At 43.9% G+C, this 22,384-nt stretch carries 22 protein-coding genes; 17 read left to right on the top strand and 5 right to left on the bottom strand.

What is annotated here, in order from left to right; translation table 11 throughout:
* Positions 1 to 145: 145 nt before the first annotated feature.
* Together yeiP and B5D54_RS00850 are read left to right on the top strand one after the other, a co-directional pair.
* Complete coding sequence (yeiP, locus tag B5D54_RS00855; RefSeq protein ID WP_078924583.1) at positions 146 to 712, top strand: elongation factor P-like protein YeiP; 567 nt, start codon at positions 146 to 148, stop codon at positions 710 to 712.
* 2 nt (positions 713 to 714) lie between these two features.
* Positions 715 to 1,035 (top strand): HI1450 family dsDNA-mimic protein, encoded by a 321-nt coding sequence (locus B5D54_RS00850; protein WP_078924582.1) that lies wholly within the window; start codon positions 715 to 717, stop codon positions 1,033 to 1,035.
* A 40-nt stretch (positions 1,036 to 1,075) separates the two neighbouring features.
* Here B5D54_RS00850 and yqfB read toward each other — a convergent pair whose 3' ends face one another.
* On the bottom strand, positions 1,076 to 1,375 hold the full coding sequence (yqfB, locus tag B5D54_RS00845; protein ID WP_078924715.1) for a N(4)-acetylcytidine aminohydrolase: 300 nt from the start codon (positions 1,373 to 1,375) through the stop codon (positions 1,076 to 1,078).
* A gap of 258 nt (positions 1,376 to 1,633) precedes the next feature.
* Here yqfB and B5D54_RS00840 point away from each other — a divergent pair, with 258 nt between their 5' ends.
* Positions 1,634 to 2,359 carry a DUF3581 domain-containing protein gene (locus B5D54_RS00840; RefSeq protein WP_078924581.1) on the top strand — a complete coding sequence of 242 codons (726 nt, stop codon included), beginning with the start codon at positions 1,634 to 1,636 and terminating at the stop codon, positions 2,357 to 2,359.
* Positions 2,360 to 2,397: 38 nt separating this feature from the next.
* On the opposite strand, the gene B5D54_RS00835 is transcribed toward B5D54_RS00840, so the two are convergent.
* Together B5D54_RS00835 and ydiJ are read right to left on the bottom strand one after the other, a co-directional pair.
* Positions 2,398 to 2,859, bottom strand: coding sequence for a methyltransferase family protein (locus B5D54_RS00835; protein ID WP_078924580.1), 462 nt, complete (start codon positions 2,857 to 2,859; stop codon positions 2,398 to 2,400).
* Between the two features lie 59 nt (positions 2,860 to 2,918).
* Complete coding sequence (gene ydiJ, locus B5D54_RS00830) at positions 2,919 to 5,957, bottom strand: D-2-hydroxyglutarate dehydrogenase YdiJ (protein ID WP_078924579.1); 3,039 nt, start codon at positions 5,955 to 5,957, stop codon at positions 2,919 to 2,921.
* A gap of 322 nt (positions 5,958 to 6,279) precedes the next feature.
* Here ydiJ and B5D54_RS00825 point away from each other — a divergent pair, with 322 nt between their 5' ends.
* The 7 genes from B5D54_RS00825 to B5D54_RS00795 all read left to right on the top strand — a co-directional run bounded on the left by B5D54_RS00825 (position 6,280) and on the right by B5D54_RS00795 (position 12,215).
* Positions 6,280 to 6,963, top strand: a complete 684-nt coding sequence (locus B5D54_RS00825) for a DUF3334 family protein (RefSeq protein WP_078924578.1) — start codon at positions 6,280 to 6,282, stop codon at positions 6,961 to 6,963.
* A 191-nt stretch (positions 6,964 to 7,154) separates the two neighbouring features.
* Positions 7,155 to 7,838, top strand: a complete 684-nt coding sequence (locus tag B5D54_RS00820; protein WP_078924577.1) for a DUF2786 domain-containing protein — start codon at positions 7,155 to 7,157, stop codon at positions 7,836 to 7,838.
* 150 nt (positions 7,839 to 7,988) lie between these two features.
* Positions 7,989 to 8,657, top strand: coding sequence for a YiaD family glycine zipper/OmpA-like lipoprotein (locus B5D54_RS00815; RefSeq protein WP_078924576.1), 669 nt, complete (start codon positions 7,989 to 7,991; stop codon positions 8,655 to 8,657).
* Between the two features lie 215 nt (positions 8,658 to 8,872).
* Positions 8,873 to 9,874 carry a J domain-containing protein gene (locus B5D54_RS00810; RefSeq protein WP_078924575.1) on the top strand — a complete coding sequence of 334 codons (1,002 nt, stop codon included), beginning with the start codon at positions 8,873 to 8,875 and terminating at the stop codon, positions 9,872 to 9,874.
* A gap of 163 nt (positions 9,875 to 10,037) precedes the next feature.
* A complete protein-coding gene (locus tag B5D54_RS00805; protein ID WP_078924574.1) occupies positions 10,038 to 10,223 on the top strand; it encodes a hypothetical protein in 186 nt (61 codons plus the stop codon).
* Between the two features lie 308 nt (positions 10,224 to 10,531).
* The gene (locus B5D54_RS00800; RefSeq protein ID WP_078924573.1) at positions 10,532 to 10,942 is read left to right on the top strand and encodes a hypothetical protein; all 411 of its coding nucleotides are present in this window, start codon (positions 10,532 to 10,534) and stop codon (positions 10,940 to 10,942) included.
* A 160-nt stretch (positions 10,943 to 11,102) separates the two neighbouring features.
* Positions 11,103 to 12,215: a phosphoribosylaminoimidazolesuccinocarboxamide synthase gene (locus tag B5D54_RS00795; protein ID WP_078924572.1), complete on the top strand. Its 1,113-nt coding sequence runs from the start codon at positions 11,103 to 11,105 to the stop codon at positions 12,213 to 12,215.
* A gap of 116 nt (positions 12,216 to 12,331) precedes the next feature.
* Here the strand turns inward: B5D54_RS00795 and B5D54_RS00790 are convergent, their stop codons facing one another.
* Together B5D54_RS00790 and B5D54_RS00785 are read right to left on the bottom strand one after the other, a co-directional pair.
* Complete coding sequence (locus B5D54_RS00790) at positions 12,332 to 12,709, bottom strand: transporter (RefSeq protein WP_078924571.1); 378 nt, start codon at positions 12,707 to 12,709, stop codon at positions 12,332 to 12,334.
* Between the two features lie 200 nt (positions 12,710 to 12,909).
* The gene (locus B5D54_RS00785; protein WP_078924570.1) at positions 12,910 to 15,258 is read right to left on the bottom strand and encodes a helicase-related protein; all 2,349 of its coding nucleotides are present in this window, start codon (positions 15,256 to 15,258) and stop codon (positions 12,910 to 12,912) included.
* Between the two features lie 206 nt (positions 15,259 to 15,464).
* Here B5D54_RS00785 and B5D54_RS00780 point away from each other — a divergent pair, with 206 nt between their 5' ends.
* The 7 genes from B5D54_RS00780 to trxB all read left to right on the top strand — a co-directional run bounded on the left by B5D54_RS00780 (position 15,465) and on the right by trxB (position 22,295).
* Positions 15,465 to 17,153 carry an NAD-dependent malic enzyme gene (locus tag B5D54_RS00780; protein WP_078924569.1) on the top strand — a complete coding sequence of 563 codons (1,689 nt, stop codon included), beginning with the start codon at positions 15,465 to 15,467 and terminating at the stop codon, positions 17,151 to 17,153.
* Between the two features lie 109 nt (positions 17,154 to 17,262).
* On the top strand, positions 17,263 to 17,586 hold the full coding sequence (locus tag B5D54_RS00775; protein WP_078924568.1) for a DUF3392 domain-containing protein: 324 nt from the start codon (positions 17,263 to 17,265) through the stop codon (positions 17,584 to 17,586).
* A gap of 86 nt (positions 17,587 to 17,672) precedes the next feature.
* Entirely contained in the window at positions 17,673 to 18,305 is a 633-nt protein-coding gene (locus B5D54_RS00770) for a SanA/YdcF family protein (RefSeq protein ID WP_407834921.1), read from the top strand.
* A gap of 60 nt (positions 18,306 to 18,365) precedes the next feature.
* Complete coding sequence (locus B5D54_RS00765; protein WP_078924566.1) at positions 18,366 to 19,193, top strand: DUF2797 domain-containing protein; 828 nt, start codon at positions 18,366 to 18,368, stop codon at positions 19,191 to 19,193.
* 237 nt (positions 19,194 to 19,430) lie between these two features.
* On the top strand, positions 19,431 to 19,895 hold the full coding sequence (locus B5D54_RS00760) for a MarR family winged helix-turn-helix transcriptional regulator (RefSeq protein WP_078924565.1): 465 nt from the start codon (positions 19,431 to 19,433) through the stop codon (positions 19,893 to 19,895).
* A gap of 12 nt (positions 19,896 to 19,907) precedes the next feature.
* Entirely contained in the window at positions 19,908 to 21,251 is a 1,344-nt protein-coding gene (locus B5D54_RS00755; protein WP_078924564.1) for an MATE family efflux transporter, read from the top strand.
* Between the two features lie 78 nt (positions 21,252 to 21,329).
* Positions 21,330 to 22,295 carry a thioredoxin-disulfide reductase gene (gene trxB / locus B5D54_RS00750; RefSeq protein ID WP_078924563.1) on the top strand — a complete coding sequence of 322 codons (966 nt, stop codon included), beginning with the start codon at positions 21,330 to 21,332 and terminating at the stop codon, positions 22,293 to 22,295.
* The last annotated feature ends 89 nt before the right edge of the window (positions 22,296 to 22,384 follow it).

Here is a 22,384-nt window from a genome sequence, read left to right as displayed (position 1 = left end):
AATCAATAGCGAGGCTCTCTCTTGATGATTATTTGCACGACATTGAACGACAGCATCATGAGAAACTAAGGGATAACGCAATTATTTCTTTTCTCGCACAGCTTTAGTTATAATGCGCCGAAACTAAGAACAAAGGGTATTTTTCATGCCAAAGGCAAGTGAATTAAAAAAAGGGTTTGCTATCGTATCTAACGGTAAGACCCTGTTAATCAAAGATATTGAAGTAACGACTCCTGGTGGTCGTGGCGGTTCTAAAATCTACAAGCTGCGTTGTATTGACCTCACTACTGGCGCACGTGTTGATGAACGCTATAAGTCTGATGACTTCCTCGATACCGTAGAGATGAATAAACGTAACATTTCATTCTCTTATGTAGATGGTGATGAGTATATCTTTATGGACAATACGGATTACTCACAATTTACCTTTAAACAAGCCGATATCGAAGACGAACTGCTGTTTATCACTGAAGAGATTCAAGGTATGCAAGTGGTACTGGTTGACGGTAACCCTGTTGCGATTGAATTGCCTTCTTCAGTTGAAATGGTGATTGATGAAACGGATCCTTCTATTAAAGGTGCCTCTGCATCGTCAAGAACCAAACCGGCTCGTTTTGCAACTGGCCTTGTGGTACAAGTGCCTGAGTACATTGCAACGGGTGATCGTGTTGTCATTAATACGGCAGAACGCAAATTCATGAACCGAGCATAAGTATGGCTGATTTACTCTCTTACGATGAAGCGATTGATACCGCTTACGACATTTTTTTGGAGATGGCGGCTGACAATCTCGAGCCTGCTGATGTCATTCTGTTTACCGCACAATTTGATGATCGTGGGGCGGCAGAAGTTGTTGATATCGCTCCTGATTGGGACGCAGAAGTTGGCTTTGCTATCGATAGAGAACGCTATACTGAAGTCCGTATAGGATTAGTGAATGAAGCCAATGATGAATTGGATGATGTTTTTGCCAGCTTATTATTAAGCCGCGATCCTGAGCAGAAATCCTGTCATATTCGTTGGAAACGTGACTGAACGTCACCGATGAAAGAGCCAGCCTGTGCTGGCTCTTTCTTTATTCACACTTCTGATATTGAATTACATACAACTGCTCAATACCGGGATAGATTTCCTGAATTACGTTCCGTAATTGTTCCAGTGTCATATTCTCTTGCTCAGCATGAAATTCGTTTAACTCACAAAACAAGATAGGTGTGACGCTGATGATTTTTAGCTTACAAAACCAACGTCCCTCTTCAAAAGTACTGACGTCCACGATTGAACCAGGTCGATAATTATTCTCACTTTCATCACGAATCGTTATCACCTTTTTACCCGCGAGAATATCGGCAACAAAGCGGGAGAAAAACGTCATTTCTGTGGCAGCTTGCGCCTCTTCAATCTCTAATCTATAAGCCATCCATTACACACCTTAGCATTCACTTTCATTCGTTATTATACATAGACGCTCCCCTCCCTTGAGAAAAATTGGGCAGACAAGCACTATCTAGATCCCTCCACTCACCACATTCTCATCAAAATGGCGATAGCGTGATCAATTTAACACTGATTGGACCATTAAAATGTTTGTTAGAGCTATAATCAGCGCAGTTATTATTGAAAAGCGTACATTATGTTTCTACAACCTTATTTTTCATCCGTTGACCATCAATTTCAGTTCACCCGCCAGCAGGCGAGCCACTTTGCCAAGAAAGTCGCGGGAGACTTTAACCCTATCCATGATGAAGACAGCAAACGCTTCTGCGTGCCGGGTGACTTATTGTTTGCCGTACTCCTGAAAAAAACGGGTATTAGCCAGAAAATGCGCTTTAATTTTTCAGGCATGGTTAATGATGGTGTTGCTTTGCACGTTGAAAATCAATGCCATGAAAAGAGTGCACTGGTCGATGCTACAGGCAAAGAATATCTATTAATGCAGCGTTCTGGGCAAGTTTGCCGCGAGCCGGAATTTATCGAGCATGTGGTGAAAAGTTATGTTCAATTTTCTGGAATGAATTTCCCACACATCATGGTTCCTTTGATGGAAGCCCAGCAAATGATGATTAATTGCCAGCGTCCCCTAGTGATCTATGAAAGTATGGAAATTGAGTTTGAGCATTTACAACTCACGCATCCTGAAGTGGAATTTACTGGCGCAACGTTTGATGTCGAAGGTAAACGCGGCATCGTCACGCTCAATTTCGTGTTTAAAGAAGCGGGTCAACAAGTAGGCAAAGGGCTGAAACGCATGGTTGCCAGTGGGCTAAAACCTTATAATTCAGAAGATATTGATGATCTTGTACAGCGTTTTAATGACCGAAAAGCCCACTTTTTAGCGAAATTAGACAAAGCCGCTTAAGGATCTTCTGCTCCATCAACACAGGTGGAGCAAATCTCTTATATCCAGCGACGAACCCGTGACTTGTAATCAATATAGTCACGGCCAAACAGACGTTCTAATACCCGTTCTTCTGGCTGAATCTGAAAGCGATTCATATAAAGAACAAACCCAACCACAACCAATAAACTCACCCCATTTTGATGCCAATAAGCCACCCCTAAAATCAACAAGAGCAATGCTAAATACATCGGATTCCGGCTAAGAGTAAAAATACCCGAGTCCACAATCGTAGAGGCTTGATCTGGCTTAGTTGGGTTGACTGTCGTTTTGGCTAACCGAAATTGTATGACAGCCGATAGCCCCACGATGCCCGATAAAATAAAACAGAAAACAAATGCAACATCTCGATACGGAAGGCTTACATTAGCAAAAGTAAAAAAGAGAGGCAGTCGATTCGCCATCACCAGTGCAATTAAAAATACAGCAACTGGGGGGATTTTTAATTCTAAATATCGCATCATCACTCCGAATAAAATGCCCTCAACGAGGGCACCATGTTTAAACCATCAACTGACCATTAAAGGAGTTGTAACAGGGCCTGTAATGGATGTTTTGGTTGTATCTTTTCAAAGCGCTTAACTTGGCTTCGACAAGAATATCCCGTGACTAAACAGCGTTCTTTAGGCAGCTTATCTAAACTGGGTTGCCAGCTCAATGCATAAATATCTTTCGACATTTTCAGCTTATCCACTTCATGCCCAAAGGTCCCCGCCATACCACAACAACCAACGGAGACGGCGTGTAACGCGGCTCCAAAGTAGCTAAAAATTGCTATCCACTCTTTTTCTGCATTAGGGAGCTTCGTTTTTTCTGTACAATGAGCCAGTAAATACCAAGGCGATGCCTCACCCGCTTCTTTCGGGCTAAATTCATTTAAACGCGGCAATAACCATTCATGCACGGTCAGAACATCAAAATCACCACGCTCATCACCTAAAATTTCGACATATTCATCGCGGTAACAAAGGACTAACGCAGGATCAACCCCAACCATTGGAATGTTAAGATCTGCCACTTGAGATAAGAACCCAGCAGCATTCTCTGCGGTTGAACGAAACCGCTTAAGAAAGCCCTTGATGTGCTGAGCTTTCCCATTAGGTTTAAAGGGCAGCAAAATTGGTTTTTTCCCTAACTTCACCAACAAGGCCACAAAATCTTCAACCACTCCGGCATCGTAATAGCTCGTGAATGGATCTTGAACAATAATGACATGCTGATCACGCTCTTGCTGACTCAGCGCCATCAATTGCTGCATATCAAAATGAACCACTGGATGACGTCGAGTTCGAGCCGCTAATGTCGGGACAGATAACAAAGGCGCATCCACATACCCAACCGTCGCCGCAGTTAAACTCCTCACCCATTTTTGAGCGACCACTCCATTCACCACTCGAGGAGCTTTGGCCATCATTGGTAACATGGTTTCAATATTCGCCACTAAATAATCTTTGACCGGGCGAGGATAACGCGAATGGTAAAGGTTTAGAAAACGTGAACGAAAACTCGGTACATCCACCTTAATCGGACACTGGCTTGCGCAGGCTTTACACGCTAAGCAGCCATTCATCGCTTCATACACTTCATGGGAAAAATCATATTGCCGATTTTTCTGTATGCGGTGACGCACTCTATCAAGCAAGGTCTTAATGGTGGCAGTTTTTTGTAACGTTTGTTGCTCTAAATCTAGAATATCAATGCCTTGCTCGGTCAATTGACGCAACCATTCACGGACTAACCCCGCCCGCCCTTTCGGTGAATGGCGTCGGTCAGCGGTTACTTTCATGGATGGGCACATAGGCGAGCTGGTATCGTAATTAAAACACAAGCCGTTACCATTACACTCCATCGCTTGTTTAAAGCTATCCCGAACTTTGACATCGATTTGTCGATCAAAATAACCTCGTTTGGTCCCTGATACTTTGACCAATTCAAAATTGGTATTGAGTGGCGTACAAATTTTACCCGGGTTCATTTTATTATGTGGATCAAAAGCGGCCTTCACTCGGCGAAGTTCCGTAAACAGCGCTTCGCCAAAAAATTCAGGACCATACTCTGAACGATACCCTTTCCCGTGCTCCCCCCACATCAAACCACCATATTTAGCGACTAACTTCACCACTTCATCAGATACTTCATGCATCAGTAGCTCTTGTTTGGGGTCGCATAAATCCAGCGCTGGACGTACATGCAACACGCCTGCATCCACATGGCCAAACATGCCATAAGCTAAACCTTTGCTATCGAGCAAGGTTCGAAATTCAGCAATAAAGTCAGCAAGATTTTCCGGTGGGACACAAGTATCTTCCGTGAAGGCCACTGGTTTTGCTCGTCCTTTCGCCGCGCCCAGTAAACCCACGGCTTTTTTACGCATATTATAAATACGGTTAACACTAGCGAGATCGCTACAGACTTGATAACCAATAATCCCCGCTTGCTGGTTAGCCATCATTTCCTCTAACCGCGCCGTCAGTTTAGCGACTAAAGCGGTAACGGTGCTTTCATCTTGATCTGCGTATTCCACCATGTTAATCCCTTGCATCTCTTTGCCCGGGACATCCGTCAGGAGATCGCTGACACTGTGCCAAACGATATCCTCTTTCGCCAAGTTAAGCACTTTAGAATCAACGGTTTCTACAGAGAGAGCATTCGCTTCAACCATCAGAGGCGCATTGCGCAGCGCGGAATCAAAGCTATCATATTTAACATTCACTAAGGTGCGGGCTTTAGGAATAGGGGTGAGATTCAGCTTTGCTTCAGTAATAAACACCAAAGAGCCTTCGGCACCACACAATACGCGAGTGAGATTAAATTCATCACTTTGTTCATCAAGAGCATTTTTTAAATCATAACCGGTTAAAAAACGGTTTAATGGGGGAAATTTTGCAAGAATTTGTTCGCGTTTACTACGACACACCTGTTCTGTCACCTGCTTGGCAACAAAGGCGTATTCTCCCTCTTCAGGTTCCCCCCGTGAACCATCCGTTTCTAGAATGGAACCATCGGCAAAGACCGCTTGTAGTGAAAGAACATGATCGGAGGTTTTGCCATATTTCAGCGAACCTTGCCCGGAAGCATCGGTATTGATCATACCACCTAACGTGGCTCGGTTACTGGTTGAAAGATCGGGTGAGAAAAAATACCCATATGGACGAACCGCATCATTTAATTGATCTTTGATCACGCCCGCTTGCACCCTCACCCACCCTTGCTCAGGGTTAATTTCAAGGATTTGATTCATATGGCGAGAAAGATCAACCACCACTCCTTTGGTGAGCGATTGTCCATTGGTTCCCGTGCCCCCGCCTCGTGGTGAGAAAGTCACACGTTCAAATTCAGGTTTAATACTTATTTTGCCAATCAGCGATACGTCATGCGTCGATTTAGGATGAATGACCGCTTGAGGTAATTGTTGATAAACACTGTTATCCGTCGACATCGCTAAACGGCTGGCATACTGTGTTTCTATATCACCGCTAAAACCTGCCGCTTTAAGTTCATGTAAAAAAGTTAAAACAACAGGGTCAACATCAGATTGGAGATGAAGTCTTGGTAACATTTGCTTCCTGCCCGTACTACGCTGATCCAATCAGCTTTGGCTTATGGGGTTAATTTTGATTTTATTCTTTGAATCCGGTCACTTTACAACATTTAAAAAAGTGATCAAATCAGAATCTCAACAACCCATCCGTAGAAATGGTATTTTCTTTGGTTATGCTACTTTTCTATCTTAAAACAATTTGCAGATGTTCGTTGACAACCTACTCATAACCAGACATAAGGGCTATGATTAGCCAATACCTGCAGCATGTTTACTGTATATTCAACGAAGAAAGGTATAATTCCATTTCCGTTATAAATGAGTCTCTACGAGCATACTTATGAGAAAAAATAAAATCGTTACAACCGAAGATATCTTATTAAAACTTTGCCAATCTGTTTCTTCAGTACTGTCATCAGCCACCGGATCAAGCATTACCTATTCTGCGATGGTTCAAAAAATCAGCAAAACGTCACTTAAACCCGATTTCGGCTGTTTTGTTTTGTTTGATGGTGGCTTTTCAGGCTTAGTCGTAATCAATTTTACCGCCAAAGCGGCATTAGAAGTCTATTCTCAGTACATGCGCAATATGGGCATGCCAGAAGAAGAACTCGCCGTGTTACACACCTCCGATGAAGTGGGTGATGTGTTAGGTGAGCTGATGAACCAGCTCGTGGGTGATTTCACCAATAAAGTCCGTAAAGAGTTGCAAACCAACATCACCCAAAACCAGCCCAAAATGCTGTCGTTAAACAAACAAGTAATTCTCTCTGTAGATACCAATCTTGATCGGCCACAAGCTCGTCGAGTCACGTTCTCAACCGCAAACAATAATATTTTCTACCTAGAACTGGCCATGGATAAAACCGAATTTATTCAACTTGAAGAATTTGAAATTCAAGATGATGAAAGCCCAGACTCCATTTTGGAAGCAACCCAACAAAAAATGTCATCAAAACCTCATGAAGACAATACCTCCAATATAGACCTCGCTTCCGATCTCCTCGATGAACTTGGCCTATGATCTTATTCAAATAGCCCCACCACCGTGAGCGGTGAACGATCTAAAATCGTGATTACCGCTCACAACCCCTCTCTGAGACTTAAATAGCACTCCAGTCTGCATATGTCTGTTTCACTTCCCTTTAATTCCTACAAGAAAAACGGTAAAATAGCTGACTTTTCTCAACGCCATGGAACCGTTTTTACAACTCGATGGATAAACAAAAAGCCTTAAAGAAAATTGCGAAATGCCTTGAATTAGGTAATTCAGCAAATGTGAATGAAGCCGCGAATGCCATAAAGATGGCTCACCGACTTATGCTCAAATATGGTCTGGATAAAGACGATATTGAGTTTATCAAAATGGGAAAAACCCAATCCACCCACTTACTTCCAGCTTCTATCAGCTCTGGAATTTTGCGTGTTATTCGAGGCATTAATACTAAATTTGGGGTAGAAGCGGTCTTACTGAATCACAAAGGCTTAAAGCGGGTTGAATTTATTGGCGAAGCGGATCGCGCCATCTTTGCGGCTTTTGCTTTCGATATTATCTACCGTGAAATGAATGAACATACCGGGCAATTTCGTAACAGTTTTGCCGGCAGTGGCACGCCTGCCAGTGAAGTCTCTCGCCGAGTAAATTCCTTCCTCTCTGGCTGGGTTGAAGGCGCTTTAGAAAAGCTTCCCACCATCACGCCGGATGAAGACTCAACCAATAAAATCAATAATTACATTGATAAAGAGTTTCAAAATATTGACCGCGAAACCTTTAAGCAACAATTAAGAGAAGCGATGAAAAACCTCACCGCAGATTATGAAGTTGGGTTAAAAAAAGGGCGTAGAATCTCGGTCAACCGCCCGATTGATGGTGCTCAAGCCCCCAAATTATTAAAGTAATTAACCTAAAAATCGTAAAGATAGCGTAAAATTGCCCACCTTTGATTGACATTGTTCGGTAATTTTTGTTTATTCCACAACACTTCCCAAGCAATTTATCAATACGGGTAAAAAGGGAATCTTAAGCCAAATACATATGGAGAGACGGCCTTGAAGAAAATAACTCTGGCAATGGCACTATTGATTGCGCTATCGGGCTGTGCCGCAACGCAAAGACAAAATGCGACCACAGGAGAAACAGAAACCAATTCCGCCACGAAAGGGGCATTATTGGGAGCTATCACAGGTGCCGCAGTAGGTTTAGCCAGTGGCGATAACGCGAAAGAACGCCGCCAACGCGCTTTAGTTGGAGCAACGGGCGGTGCCGTCGTAGGGGGTGGGATCGGTTACTACTTTGATCAACAAGAAGCCGCCTTACGTGAAGAATTACTGAATTCTGGAGTTCAAGTCGAGCGCGTAGGTGAAAACCAACTCCTGTTACGTTTAGAAAATGGGATTGGTTTCCAAACGAACTCTTATCAGTTAGATCCCACTATTCACAACACCTTACGTGGGGTCGCCAAAATTTTGGTTGAATACCCAGAGACCAGTTTAGTGATTGATGGACATACCGATAGCACGGGCAGTGATACCACAAACCAGATCCTTTCGGAGCGCCGAGCAGAATCGGTTCGTTCTTTTCTTCTTTCGCAAGGTGTCGCAACTGGGCGAGCCATTGCACGCGGTAACGGCAAGCGTTACCCCATCTGTACCAACAGCACCGCAGAAGGTCGAGCCTGTAACCGCCGGGTTGAAATCCAAATACTGCCACTGAAATAAATCGCTAAGACTTCAGTGCCAGATGACAACACACTAAATAATAAAGTGTGAAATTCTTTGCTGATGACTTTGAAAGCCCTTTTAGGGCTTTTTTATTTTCATTTCCAGCCACCTAGTGTTAAACGCAAAGCAATCGGCATATTGAAAACGGTGACGTATACTGGACACATAGGGCTATTTTCACAAATACTTTCGTTAACAAGGAATGTTTATTGATGAGACGGTGGATAGTACGGCTACTGATTGTGACGGCAATACTTCCCTCTTTGGGAATAGCAACTGAATTGACCTTATTACAAGAACAAGCCAGACTCGGTGATGCAGAATCCCAATATCAACTGGCGCAACACTACCAATTCGCCTCAACCGATACCACCACCGATCAAGATCGCCTTTACTGGCTTACACAAGCTGCGGAGCAAGGGCATATATCAGCGATGGAGCAACTCACTTACTACTATTTAGCGGAAACAGAAAACCCCGAACACTTAGAAAACGCTCTGCGTTGGCTGATAAAATTAACCAGCTTAGGTCAGACTCAAGCTGCCATCACCATCGGTGACATGTATCAACAAGGCCGACCTTTTCCCGAAACATTCACCATGGCCGAACTTTGGTACTACAGTGTTGCGGATCGAGAGCCTGACGCAGAACAACGTTATGCCTTTCTATTACAGAAGAAGTTTGACCAACAACGAGCAAAACAAATCTCCAACATGACAGCGTTAGAAAAAGCCAGCGTCTATCCGCCCTCGCCGGTATTACCCGTTGCCGATGTAACCCCCCCATCCCCCCGAGAGCTTGATTCTCCCAACCTATTGATTGTTGTCTTGCTTTTGATTATCGCGGTGGGGGCATCTTCTTATTTATTTCTAAAACGTTACCCACGCTTACCTCAATCTCCCCACCTAAGCCAAGTGGATCAGTTACATGAGCAAGCTCGAATTATTCAGCAACAAAAGCGACAATTAGAGAAACTCTATCGAGAACTTACTCGCCGTCAACAGCAACAAAACCATCAACAGCATGAACAGCAATGGATCGTCGCCTGCGCACTTTTTGGGTTTTCTCCCGACCAATTACCCAATGAGCAAGCGATTAAAGCCCGCTATAAACAATTATCAAAAATTTATCACCCCGATGCACAAGGCAGTGATGAGGAGATGAAACGCCTTAACCATTCACTCAACTTAATTCTACAAAAACGCAACAAATAAAGATTACTTATTCATTAACTTTGACATTCCACTTCATTTTCTTGAATGAAAGCTTGCAAAGCAAACGATTAACTTCGCAGTTTTATAACAAATAGTTAACTTAACACTCTCTTTATGTGATAATTCGCCGCGATAAAACACCGCGACAATCAAGGTGGGGGAAATGTTTAATATTGAAGGTACATGTGACTGGTGTAAACAACCAAGACTACTGGCTAAGCATGAATATATTGATGGGAAAGCCCATTATGCTTGCCAAAATTGTAATGATTTCGCTCAAATGGATGTACGACTTTTTAATTTAGCTGAAATCGCTCAACAAGAACGACGAGCCGCACAACAAATGTAAAAAAAGCGCCATATGGCGCTTTTTTTACATTCCTCTCACCCTCTTCGTTTTCACCATTTCAGAAAGCAAGCAAAAAGCAACCCTACATGTAGAGGACATGAAAATTTCTGGTTGATCACAAAACCACCAACTTTTCTCCACTTTATGACCTCGTCAAATAGGAATAAATATATTATTTATCAACTAGATAAAATACAGCCATCAACAACACTTACTCTTTAGCTTCATAAATTCAGTAATTATGACTTGATCCAAATAGCAACCCATAATACTGTATACGCATACAGCATGTATGAAAGGACAGTATTATGCTTAACGCTCATTTCAATCACACTCTTATGGTCGGTAAACGCTCTCCTTCCGTATCTTACCCGACATCATCCGTCGGTAACGAAATGGTCGGTAACGGAATAATGGCGAAGTTGGCTAATTTGTCGCAGAAAAAACAGTGGATTTTTTATACTGCGCAATGTCCTCGCCCCCAATATCATGAATTGGCAGCCCACCAGGTACAATGCGAAAAAATTATTCACCTAAAAGCTTCTCAAGCTCAGTCAGAAATTGAGATTGTCATCAAAGCGATTTTATCCAAAAATGCGAGCGCAATCGTCGCGTCTGGTGAGATTGATATTGTTAGCCAAAAATTACTGACTCAAATGGGAAAAGAGAATCAATGCGATGTTTTTTTCCTTACCCCGCTCATCCACCCCTTTCACTAGACAGTGAGAGGTTTACTGGATAAGTTAATTTAAGCAATCGTTTGCTTTTTTCTGGCGAGCATCGAGAATTCTGGTATGATGCGCTCAGTGATAACGGCACCTGCTCTAATGTAGGCGCTTTCTTTTCCCTACGACGTTTAACCCAGATAGGAATGTCTCAATGAGCCTTGCTGATCAAGTTCTTGCCGTCAATGACGACCTCCCAATTCGTACTCATCAACCTGTTCATAGCGGTAAAGTTCGCTCCGTTTACTGGCTAACGGAACACGATAGTAAACGTCTGATTCAGCAAAAGGGCTACCCTATTGCTGAAGATGCGCCTTTAGCCATTATGGTGATCAGTGACCGAATTTCAGCCTTTGACTGTATTTGGCATGCTGAAGGCGGTGTCCATGGTGTTCCCGGTAAGGGAGCGGCACTGAACGCTATCTCAAACCATTGGTTTAACTTATTTAAGCAGCAAGGCTTAGCGGATAGCCACATTGTGGACATTCCTCACCCATTAGTGTGGATTGTACAAAAAGCAAAACCGGTCAAAATTGAAGCCATCTGTCGTCAATATATCACGGGGTCCATGTGGCGAGCTTATGAAAAAGGGGAACGAGAATTCTGTGGAATTGCGTTGCCAGAAGGATTAGAAAAAGATAAAGCATTACCAGAATTACTGATCACCCCCTCCACGAAAGGGATTTTAAAAGGCATTCCGGGTGTCCCGGAAGCGGATGATGTCAATATCACACGCCAAAATATCGAAGCAAATTTTGCGGCCTTCAACTTTAGCCAAGCCTCAGATATCACTCTCTATGAAACCTTACTAAAGCAAGGCTTTGCTGTAATTAGCCAAGCATTGAAAGAGATTGGACAAATTTTTGTTGATACTAAATTTGAATTTGGTTACGTCACCGATGCCAATGGGCAAGAGAAATTAATCTATATGGATGAAGTGGGAACGCCTGACTCTTCACGAATTTGGGATGAACAACACTACCAAGCCGGAAAGATAGTGGAAAATTCCAAAGAAGGCTTCCGTCAATTCTTGCTCAACTATTTCCCTGACCCTGATATTTTGTTAAACAAAGAACGTATGCCAGAACGTGAGGCGCTTGCACGTGATAATGCCCTCCCACTTGAAGCGCTCATGGCTATTTCACATACCTACCTTGGCATCGCAGAAAAAATTGTGGGCCATCCGATTGAGCTGAGTCACCATCCCAAACAAGAGATTATTGATATTCTGCGTGATCAGTATGATTTGATCGACGAAGACCAGTAAAGGGTTCAGAAAAAATAATGACAAACGGTGAAACGTGCCACAATCGGCAAGCTTCACCGTTTTGAAGACTTCATCGTTTAAGCAAGAGAAATACGGATAATACGTAAAAATCTAAGCTATAACGTGATCATAAATTCATCCATCTCCAATACTTTGATCTGCGAAGCACTTTTCTCTTGAATCAACGTAATTTGCTCCGGCTCTAGTGGATAGGGCATGACCAATTTTAGCTCATCAATCCCTTCTGACTTAGCCAATTTCAGTAAAGTGATCAAATTGGCCTCATCACTTCGACGACTGGATAAGCGCCGTAAAGCCATATCCCATAGCCGCTCTTCCTGCGTTTGGCTGAGTTTTACCGTATCTTGCCAAACGGTACCAAAGATGGGTGTGAACGATAATAACGCCTCTGAAAACGTCCATTTTTTACGACAAGACACACCTAAAAAGTTTGTGTAATCAAACACTACAGCGACTCGTTGTAATTGGTCCATATCTTCCTCGATATCAGTAGTATCCTACTTGTTTACTATTATGCAGGAATTCTCATATAGCAATATGATATATAAAAACAATCTTTTATGCTTACGAATTCAAACGACGAGGAATATAAAAACCAAGGTAATAACAAGCTATGTACAAATCCACCTCAATATGTGTCTTGTTGATTAATATTTCGAATGGTAAAGAAATCTTAGTAAATATCAATCACTCGGCTTGCTTTCTTAAATTGAATCCGATAACCCTCCCAGCGCGGTAATTCCCAACGTTTAGGGGCGGTTTTACGTAGCCCACTCTGGTAGATAACATAGATCCACTTTCGTTTAGGATGGTATTCAACTGAGAGTTGTAAATCGCCTAAATACAACTCAAAAGGATAACGTTCCGAAAAGTTTGCTTTCTCCCAGTAAGGTATGCCTTCAAAGGGGAAATCATCGGCACTAAATAGCTCAAGTTCGGCTAATGAATGGATCCCCAATTGAGTCAGTTGGTCGGTAAACCACTGCTCAAATGTGATTGAGTGGTGCTCATGAGTCGCACTGTCTAAACCTAAATCGACATACAGTTTCCAGAGTAAAATTTCCTGCTGACGCTGCTTGGCAAAACCGGGAAAACACTGCTCGCTCGTCACCATATCCAGTAAAGATTTTACGGCCAACTCGCCTTCAGCTTGGACCTGTTTCTGCGCTATCTCCCGCCCGGCATAGTAGAGTTTCAACACCGTCAAAAGCGTGCCATCTTGTGATTCCGTTTCAGCTTGCCGCCACTCCCCCAAGTCTAAATGCTCAATGGCTTGTTGCTCTATCGGCATCATCACCGTAGCTAACGTCATTGTTTGCTTGATTCCCCGACCAGGAAGTGAGTGGTGATCCAGAACTAATGCCGCTTCATGCTCAGTAGAGAATCGACTATTTCGACCAATCAACACTTCCATTTTTCCATTCCCCATGGCCTCTTTACGTCGAACTCTACGTACAAAAAGCAACTCGGGATGTATACGGGCAATGGCATAAGCCAGTTGCTGGTGAGAATATCGAGAAGCCACTTCCAACTGGGGCAATTGATAGATCTGCCGCATCTGTTCGGCCAAGCCTTGCGCTTCATGTAATGCCTCCGTTTCAATGCTAATACCCTCAAAGACGGTTCCACGAACCAGTTGAATCAATAACTGGGCATCACAGCGCAGCGGTTCTTGTTGGTTCAGTTTTTCGCGTTGCTCTTCACTAGGCAGCAATGTGTATAAACTGGCTGGTACAGATAACGCCGCGGTAAGGTCGATCATCGCTTCTTGTAAGCTTTTCTCTGCCATACGGGCAACTAAGTCAGCATAAAGCGCATCTATCGGCAGTGGCGCTATTTTTTGTCCATGCTCAGTAATCACACCATTTTCACTGATCGCTTGCATGGTCACTAACTGTTCAAAGGCTTGCTGTAGCGATTTTTCTGGTAATGACTCAAGAAACGTTAACTGCGTAATAGGTCGGCCACAACTGGCTGATGCCAGCATAGGCTCAAGTAGCGATTCTCGCTGCATTTCAGCGGGAGTCACTGCCTCTAATGCTGCATGTTGGCCATATAGACGCACCGCCACCCCATTCATCACACGCCCTGCGCGTCCCGCCCGTTGCTGCGCACTGGCTTTGGAAATGGCTTTTAACGTGAGTGTTGTGCGACCATTTCGTTGTTCGGTTCTTCGCTCTAGTCCACTATCGATAACATAAGCAATATTCGGAATGGTTAACGAGGTTTCGGCAACATTGGTAGCCAGCACCACCTTCTGCTGAGGCTGTGGATTGAGCGCTCGATGCCTATCTTGCTCACTAACGGAAGCATGCAGCGGTACAACCAATAAAGAAGACTGCCCCGCTAATAATTGCTGGCACTGACTGATTTCCTTCCGCCCAGGTAAGAAAACCAAAATATCGGCGGGAGTGTGTTCTCTCGCATGTCGCACTTCGTGTACCACTCGTTCAGCCAACCGATAGCTTGCCGGTAATTGGTGGCTTTCTTTACTGTGATATTCAATCACCACTTCATACTGCCGTCCATCCGCTTGTAGGCGTTTGGCATTCAGGTAATGCGCTAAGCGCTCTCCTTCCAGAGTGGCAGAGGTCACCACTAAACGTTTATTTGCCTGTTCACGCAGTAGCGCCAGCAGCAGATCGCTGTCCCAACGCCGCTCATGAAATTCATCAATGATCACGATATCAAATGTCGCCAACCCCTCTTCCGCCAACCACCGTAAAGCAACCCCGGGAGTCACAAACACGATTTGACTCTGCTCGTTATAACATGACTCCAATTTAATGGCGTAGCCCACTGTTTGACCCACGGATTCAGAATGTTGCTCTGCTAAAAACTGGGCAAGAGAAGTGCAAGCGATCCGCCTTGGTTCAATCACCAACACTCGCCCTTGTTGTGCGGCCCATAGTGGTAAACAGGTAGACTTACCTGAGCCCGTTTGTGCCTCTACAACAAGATGCTGATGAGGGAGCGTAGATAAAAAATCGGAGTATAAAGATTGAATCGGGAGATGAGGCATAGTGCACAAGAATATAGGCAAGAGAGGTGGGTCAATAGTAACGGAAAATACGTCACTTTTCGTCCCTTTTCGTTGGTCTGAGATCGGTTATCAGCCCTAATTAACATAATCAGCGGAAGGTTAGGGCTTCTCTATTTACAAGCGAGTCGATAAGCCGTTATCATTTTTGAGTTCCTTGTTCCCATCACCCTACTATAGGTCGAAAAATGAATAACGATAAACGTCCGCTTTACATTCCTTATGCGGGCCCTGCCCTGCTCAGTACTCCTTTATTGAATAAAGGCAGCGCTTTTAGTGCAGAAGAGCGTGCCTCTTTTAACTTAGAAGGTTTGTTACCCGAGTCAACAGAAACCATCCAAGAACAGGTGGTTCGTGCTTATCAACAATACTGTAGCTTTGAAAGCGATATGGATAAGCATATTTATCTACGTAATATCCAAGATACCAACGAAACCTTATTTTATCGTTTAGTACAAAATCACATTTCCGAGATGATGCCGATCATCTACACCCCTACCGTCGGGGCGGCATGTGAAAACTTTTCAAATATTTATCGTCGTGGTCGCGGCTTGTTCATTTCTTATGCTAACCGTGATCGTATTGATGACTTACTAAACAATGCAGCAAACCATAACGTTAAAGTCATCGTTGTCACCGATGGTGAACGCATTTTAGGGCTTGGTGACCAAGGTATTGGTGGCATGGGGATTCCTATCGGAAAACTATCACTCTATACCGCCTGTGGAGGCATTAGCCCAGCCTATACTTTACCCATCGTGTTAGATGTAGGTACAAACAACCCACAACGCCTGGCTGATCCTATGTATATGGGCTGGCGTCACCCACGCATTACCGGCATTGAATACGACAATTTTGTTGAAGAATTTATTCAAGCCGTACAACGTCGCTGGCCAGAAGCCTTAGTTCAGTTTGAAGACTTTGCACAAAAAAATGCCATGCCCCTACTTGAGCGTTATAAAAATCGCATCTGCTGCTTCAATGACGACATCCAAGGCACAGCAGCAGTCACCGTGGGTTCACTACTCGCAGCATGTAAAGCGGCAGGAAGCAAGTTGTCTGAACAACGTATTACTTTCTTAGGGGCAGGATCTGCTGGTTGCGGGATTGCCGAAGCCATCATCGCCCAGATGGTTTCAGAAGGTATTTCCGATGCACAGGCCCGTTCTCAAGTCTATATGGTAGACCGTTGGGGCTTGTTGGAAGAAGGAATGCCTAATTTACTCGATTTCCAACAACGCTTAGTTCAGAAAAAAGCCAACACGAAGAAATGGAAATCGGAAGGTAATGGCTATTCTCTTCTCGATGTCGCTCGTCAGGCAAAACCCACGGTATTGGTTGGTGTTTCGGGAGCTCCTGGCTTATTTAGTGAAGAAGTGATTAAAGCGATGCATGCTCATTGCCCACGTCCAATTATTTTCCCACTTTCCAACCCAACCAGCCGAGTAGAAGCAACACCTGCTGATATTATTCGCTGGACGAATGGTGAAGCGTTAGTCGCCACCGGTAGCCCTTTTGATCCCGTCTTACATGACGGTAAAACTTATGCCATTGCACAATGTAACAACAGTTATATTTTTCCTGGTATTGGGCTTGGTGTCCTCGCTGTCGGCGCGAAACGGGTGACCGACGAAATGTTAATGGAATCGAGCCGAGCACTGGCTTTATGCTCTCCATTAGCGATCAACGGTCACGGTCCACTGCTTCCACCGTTAGAGTCCATCCATTCGGTCTCGAAAAAAATCGCGGTAGCGGTAGCGAAAAAAGCCATTGAACAAGGTGTCGCTTTAGAAATTACCGATGAGGCTCTAGAGGTTGCTATCGAGCAACATTTCTGGCAGCCTTCTTATCGTCGATACAAACGTACTGCTTTCTAATTGGATTACAGCCCGTTAAAAGGTGAGAGAGTCAGCCAAGTAGGCTCCCTCTCACCATGAAAAATAGAGATAAGCCCCTGTTTGGGGCTTTTGTTACTAGAGCACAGATATGCTGAGTTTTTTTGCCCCTGCTGGCCACTATATCGCCCCTTACCTTGCTGAGATTTCAATGGCACTCATTGCCTGTTTACTGGTCATGCTGGGTGGAGAAATTAATGCCCTGTTACGTCGGATAATGTTAAATCAACACTTTATTCTGAGAACACTGGCCTTTATTGCTATCAACGCATTTGGTTATGGATTAATCATTGTTAAGGCGAGCCCTTACTTAACTCGGACACTTTCTCATTTAGAGCGAGGCATGATGTTTAGCATTGTTATCATCAGCTTTGTCGTGATAGGCCTATGGGCACAAAAAAATCGTCAAATTTAACCATTTTTCCGCTTATTCGCCGCCTGCGAATTGGCTTTTGGTTACGTAGAGGCATCACCATTCTAGGCTTAGTCAGCCTTACGGTAATGATCGTCATTTTTAGCCTCGACCGCTGGGTCAGTTGGAAAGCACAAGATCAGATTATCAATAACCCCCAGCAACTGCCTCATTTTCAAGTTGCCGTTGTACTGGGTACCAGTAAATATCTCGGTCGGACTCTCAATGCCTATTACCTACATCGAATTGATGCCGCCATTGAACTATACCAACAGCAGAAAGTGACCCATTTTTTACTCAGTGGCGATAATGCTCACCGTTCATATAACGAGCCATGGACCATGAAGCGAGATCTACTCAAAGCTGGGGTGCCGGATGAGGTCATCTATCTTGATTATGCCGGATTTAGAACCCTCGACTCCATTGTGCGCGCTAAACATATTTTTGATACCGATGATTTTTTAATCATCACTCAACGCTTTCACTGTGAACGTGCCTTATTTATTGCTAAGCACCATAATATTAACGCAACCTGTCTAGCGGTTCCGGGCCCAAGCAACGCTTCTGGCTTTAAAGTTCGTCTGCGAGAAGTCTTTGCCAGAACCAAGGCATTTTTAGATCTTTATCTATTTGATACTCAGCCTAAATTTTTAGGCCCTAAAGAACCGATAATATTAGAAAAATTCATAGAAGAGCCCATATCAGAGTCACCATTAAATTAATTGGTACCATTCACGACTCAAAAAAATGAGTCACCCGCATTTAACCCAATGAGTCATACCATGTCTTTCACTGTTTGCGGCGTATTGCATAAAATGCGCACCCATCTTGATACCCAGGTTCATTATCAACTGCCCGTTGGTGAGCATTTTATCGATCTCAATCCCTTGATTGGCAAAACACTCACCCTACAGCATACAGGTAATATTTATTGCTGTGCTTGCGGAAAGAAAACCAAAAAAAGTTATTCACAAGGCCATTGCTTTCTTTGTATGAAAAAACTAGCCAGCTGTGACATGTGCATAATGAAACCAGAAACGTGCCATTTTGATCAAGGAACTTGCCGAGAGCCTGAATGGGCACAGACTCACTGCATGGTTGATCACTATGTTTACCTTTCTAATACCTCTAGCTTGAAAGTCGGCATTACACGCCATAACCAGATTCCAACACGCTGGATTGATCAAGGAGCCACGCAGGGTTTACCTATCTATCAGGTCAAAACGCGTCACATTTCTGGATTAATTGAGGTTGAACTCGCCAAACATATTGCCGATAAGACCAACTGGCGGACACTCTTAAAAGAAGAAGGATCGCCACTGGCTCTCGTGGAAAGAGCTGAAGCACTCAAGCCCCTTTTGGATAAAAAAATTACCGAAATTAAACGGCAGTTTGGCGAGGATGCGGTTACAGAAATCAACCACAGCACGACAGAGATGAAGTATCCGATTCAACAACACCCAAGCAAAATTATCTCGCACAATTTTGATAAACAACCGCGGGTAACAGGACAACTACAAGGTATTAAGGGGCAATATTTAATTTTTGATAGTGGGGTCATCAATATTCGAAAATTTACCGCTTATGAAGTGGAAGTGATCCATGATTAAACGTTATGCCACCTAAACCCTCTGAGCAGAAGATCACCTCTTCTGTACTTGCCTAGGATGACGGATACATACTATCGAGAGTGTTTGGCTGACGGTTTAAGTCTTTGCGAATGCTCATGACATAAATAAAAACCGTATCGACATTCCCTCTCCCAATCTGAATTTACCGCTTGTAGACAAAAATATTGTTAGTTAGACTAACTAAAGTTTAAATAAACCCACCAGAGTCAGCTTCCTATGGATTTAAGATACAGCCTACAAAGGTTAGAGTGGCATTTATGGCACCACTGGCGTGAACAGGCAAAACATAATGGCAACTTAGATCTCACCAGCAGTGAATTACAATATATCTATACGCTTCTTTCTCATTCAGACAAAGGGCTACGCTTAACCGAACTGGCTGAGCTGATGAAAGTCAGTAAGGCATCAGCAAGTACAATGGTCAACAAACTGCAAAAACAAGGCTATATCATTCGCAAACCTTGCCCAGAAGATGCTCGAGCACAGCGACTGCTACCCAGCCCAAAGATGTTAGTGATGCAGCAGTATGAAAGCCATGTCTATCAATCTGCCATTGAGCATTTTCAGCAAACATTAACTTACGATGAGCTAACGCAATTAGAACAGTTGCTGAGCAAAGCTTGCCGTGATTTAGATTTAGGGGAAATGGAGCCTCCTCAACTCGCATCTCGCCCCTATTAAATGAGAAATAGCATGATAAATTTACAACAATCCTCCGTAGGAAAAGCTTTTTGGCATTACACCTTACCCTCTATTGCAGCGTTAATGGTGAGTGGGACATATCAAATTGTGGATGGCATCTTCATTGGCCATTTCATTGGTGGGGATGGTCTCGCCGCCATCAGTCTCGCTTGGCCGTTTGTGGGCATCTTACTCGCGTTTGGAATGATGATAGGCATGGGAGCTGGCGCACACGCTTCACTAAAAATGGGGGCAGGTCAACGATCTCAAGCCAGTCACTATTTGATGCATGCTCTCTTATTATTGATGGTTGTTGGCTTACCTTTAGGTTTCCTATTGCATTTTTCCAGCCCCCTATTTTTGGATTTTCAAGGCGCAACTGGCGGTGCTTATGACCAAGGTACCGATTACCTTTACTGGATGATGGCGGGAGCCCCCATTGTATTAGGAAGTATCGCCCTCCCTCTTTTAATCAGAAATGCAGGAGCCCCTCGCTTAGCCACCATCGCTATGGCAATAGGAGCGCTTTGCAACATCGCATTCGATGCACTCTTCATCGGTTATTTCCAGCTAGGGTTACAAGGAGCAGCATTTGCAACACTGATAGGGGAATGTATTTCTGTCGTTATCTGTTTGAACTATCTCCTTAGCCGCCGCAATCAATTACCATTTTCTTGGCCAGCCTTTCAGTGGCAAAACTCGGCAGTACTCGATATTCTTAAAACAGGCCTATCAAGTATGCTGATGTATCTCTATGTCAGTTTCTCGATTGTGTTACATAACATGTTATTGCTGCATTATGGACAAGCCATTCATGTAGCGGCCTACAGTATTGTGGGGTATTTGATTACTTTCTACTACTTGATGGCAGAAGGAACGGCAGGAGGGATGCAGCCCTTAAGCAGTTTTTACTATGGGGCTAACCTAAAAAACCGAGTTAAAGCCGCCTATAAAATTGCCTGTTTGTTTACATTAGGTAGTGGCGTGATACTGGTACTGGCGATTCAATGGTCACCCAACTTTTTTGCTCAATTCTTTATTGCACCAAATGATGAGGCCTTGCTTACAACGACAACCTGGGCAATGCGACTATTTTTATGTGCCATGTTTTTGGATGGTTTCCTTGTTTTGACCGCAACTTGGTTTCAGTCTCTTGGGCTAGGTAATAAGGCGACCTTCATCACGCTCAGCAATATGCTCATTCAAGTCCCATTTTTATTAATCTTACCTCAATTTTGGGGGCTAAATGGTGTCTGGCTCGCCGTCCCTCTGTCCAATATCTGCCTCTCATTGGTCGTGGGTTATATGCTATTTCAACAGTGGAAAGCATTAGGGTATTCATCTGAAGAACAATAACTTGCTGCAATACTTTTCATTACCTTCAATATTTTCTACAATCGATTAACTTTTTTAGCATTCAACCGCGGAGTCATCATGAGCGTCGTGAAACACTGTAAACTTCTTATCTTAGGCTCAGGCCCAGCTGGTTATACTGCGGCTGTCTATGCTGCACGAGCTAACCTGAATCCCGTTCTTGTCACTGGGATGCAACAAGGTGGTCAACTCACCACAACCACAGAGGTTGAAAACTGGCCCGGTGATGCCGAAGGGCTTACTGGTCCCGATTTAATGGAGCGCATGAAAACACATGCAGAGCGGTTTGAAACTGAAATCATCTTTGACCATATCCATCAAGTCGACTTTTCTCAGCGCCCTTTTCGCCTCAAAGGTGATGGTAGCGAATACACTTGTGATGCGTTAATCATCTCAACCGGAGCCTCCGCGAAATACCTTGGTTTAGAATCAGAAGAAGCGTTTAAGGGACGAGGAGTTTCCGCTTGTGCCACCTGTGATGGTTTTTTCTATCGTAACCAAAAAGTAGCGGTAGTTGGAGGAGGCAATACCGCTGTTGAGGAAGCCCTTTATCTGTCAAATATCGCAGCAGAAGTCCACCTAATTCATCGCCGTGATAGCTTCCGCTCTGAAAAAATCCTGATCAATCGTCTGATGGAAAAAGTGGAGAGCGGCAATATTATTCTTCATACCGAAAGAACGCTAGACGAGGTACTCGGCGATGAAATGGGCGTCACAGGCGTGCGTTTAAAAGATACCGTATCGGGTGATTGTGAAGAGTTGGCCGTGATGGGCGTTTTTATTGCAATTGGACACCAACCCAACACAGATATTTTCCAAGGTCAATTGAACATGAAAGATGGGTATATTTGGGTACAGTCTGGCCTTGAAGGTAATGCAACACAAACCAGTGTAGAAGGTATTTTTGCCGCTGGTGATGTGATGGATCATAATTACCGTCAAGCCATTACTTCGGCAGGTACCGGCTGCATGGCGGCATTGGATGCGGAACGCTATCTTGACAGCTTAAACGACAATACCCCCTAAGTATCGCCATCTTAGGTAGCAACTCTCTAACCCAGCGGTATATCCGCTGGGTTTTCTTTTGTATACTAGCGGACTTCCGTTCCTATAAT

Source organism: Vibrio cincinnatiensis DSM 19608 (genome assembly GCF_900167345.1).
GTDB classification, from domain to species: Bacteria; Pseudomonadota; Gammaproteobacteria; order Enterobacterales; family Vibrionaceae; genus Vibrio; species Vibrio cincinnatiensis.
Note: the sequence above shows the minus strand (reverse complement) of the source record. Positions and strands in the feature narration are given on the sequence as shown.

What these genes read in the sequence shown, in the direction of transcription:
- B5D54_RS00805 (WP_078924574.1), top strand. Translation starts at nt 10,038, where the DNA reads ATGTTTAATATTGAAGGTACATGTGACTGGTGTAAACAACCAAGACTA.
- B5D54_RS00795 (WP_078924572.1), top strand. Translation starts at nt 11,103, where the DNA reads ATGAGCCTTGCTGATCAAGTTCTTGCCGTCAATGACGACCTCCCAATT.
- B5D54_RS00770 (WP_407834921.1), top strand. Translation starts at nt 17,673, where the DNA reads ATGATCGTCATTTTTAGCCTCGACCGCTGGGTCAGTTGGAAAGCACAA.
- B5D54_RS00850 (WP_078924582.1), top strand. Translation starts at nt 715, where the DNA reads ATGGCTGATTTACTCTCTTACGATGAAGCGATTGATACCGCTTACGAC.
- B5D54_RS00810 (WP_078924575.1), top strand. Translation starts at nt 8,873, where the DNA reads ATGAGACGGTGGATAGTACGGCTACTGATTGTGACGGCAATACTTCCC.
- B5D54_RS00755 (WP_078924564.1), top strand. Translation starts at nt 19,908, where the DNA reads ATGATAAATTTACAACAATCCTCCGTAGGAAAAGCTTTTTGGCATTAC.
- B5D54_RS00785 (WP_078924570.1), bottom strand. Translation starts at nt 15,258, where the DNA reads ATGCCTCATCTCCCGATTCAATCTTTATACTCCGATTTTTTATCTACG.
- ydiJ (WP_078924579.1), bottom strand. Translation starts at nt 5,957, where the DNA reads ATGTTACCAAGACTTCATCTCCAATCTGATGTTGACCCTGTTGTTTTA.
- trxB (WP_078924563.1), top strand. Translation starts at nt 21,330, where the DNA reads ATGAGCGTCGTGAAACACTGTAAACTTCTTATCTTAGGCTCAGGCCCA.
- B5D54_RS00790 (WP_078924571.1), bottom strand. Translation starts at nt 12,709, where the DNA reads ATGGACCAATTACAACGAGTCGCTGTAGTGTTTGATTACACAAACTTT.
- B5D54_RS00820 (WP_078924577.1), top strand. Translation starts at nt 7,155, where the DNA reads ATGGATAAACAAAAAGCCTTAAAGAAAATTGCGAAATGCCTTGAATTA.
- B5D54_RS00835 (WP_078924580.1), bottom strand. Translation starts at nt 2,859, where the DNA reads ATGCGATATTTAGAATTAAAAATCCCCCCAGTTGCTGTATTTTTAATT.
- B5D54_RS00760 (WP_078924565.1), top strand. Translation starts at nt 19,431, where the DNA reads ATGGATTTAAGATACAGCCTACAAAGGTTAGAGTGGCATTTATGGCAC.
- yqfB (WP_078924715.1), bottom strand. Translation starts at nt 1,375, where the DNA reads ATGACGTTTTTCTCCCGCTTTGTTGCCGATATTCTCGCGGGTAAAAAG.
- B5D54_RS00780 (WP_078924569.1), top strand. Translation starts at nt 15,465, where the DNA reads ATGAATAACGATAAACGTCCGCTTTACATTCCTTATGCGGGCCCTGCC.
- yeiP (WP_078924583.1), top strand. Translation starts at nt 146, where the DNA reads ATGCCAAAGGCAAGTGAATTAAAAAAAGGGTTTGCTATCGTATCTAAC.
- B5D54_RS00775 (WP_078924568.1), top strand. Translation starts at nt 17,263, where the DNA reads ATGCTGAGTTTTTTTGCCCCTGCTGGCCACTATATCGCCCCTTACCTT.
- B5D54_RS00840 (WP_078924581.1), top strand. Translation starts at nt 1,634, where the DNA reads ATGTTTCTACAACCTTATTTTTCATCCGTTGACCATCAATTTCAGTTC.
- B5D54_RS00800 (WP_078924573.1), top strand. Translation starts at nt 10,532, where the DNA reads ATGCTTAACGCTCATTTCAATCACACTCTTATGGTCGGTAAACGCTCT.
- B5D54_RS00825 (WP_078924578.1), top strand. Translation starts at nt 6,280, where the DNA reads ATGAGAAAAAATAAAATCGTTACAACCGAAGATATCTTATTAAAACTT.
- B5D54_RS00765 (WP_078924566.1), top strand. Translation starts at nt 18,366, where the DNA reads ATGTCTTTCACTGTTTGCGGCGTATTGCATAAAATGCGCACCCATCTT.